This window comes from Terriglobus sp. ADX1 (genome assembly GCF_036877645.1).
GTDB lineage: Bacteria > Acidobacteriota > Terriglobia > Terriglobales > Acidobacteriaceae > Terriglobus.
Window position 1 is genome coordinate 1 of record NZ_JAEDXV010000101.1, and the last position, 254, is coordinate 254.

The 254-nt window shown below is 53.1% G+C and carries 1 protein-coding gene; it reads right to left on the reverse strand.

Annotated features, from left to right (window positions below; translation table 11 throughout):
- Positions 1 to 30 precede the first annotated feature (30 nt).
- Positions 31 to 254 (reverse strand): serine hydrolase (locus tag JAO32_RS20135; RefSeq protein WP_443082623.1); only part of this gene is annotated, 224 nt, incomplete at its 5' end.

Sequence of the window (254 nt, forward strand, 5' to 3'; positions counted from 1 at the left end):
TCCCAAACGTTCCACCATTGAGAAGCATCCTCATGAAAATTCCATAGTCCTGAGCTGTGGAATAGAGTCCACCGTCGCCAAGAAACGGAGGCGTCGGCGTGGATGGGATGGCGTGGTGGCGTACCAGTCTTCGAGTTGGCCATCCGTTCGACGATGTATCGCCGCCACCCTCGATTGCTTATTCGACGGCACCGCATACGAAGTATCCGTCATGCCCAACGGCTGGAAAATATGCTCTTGGAAGTATGTTTCAA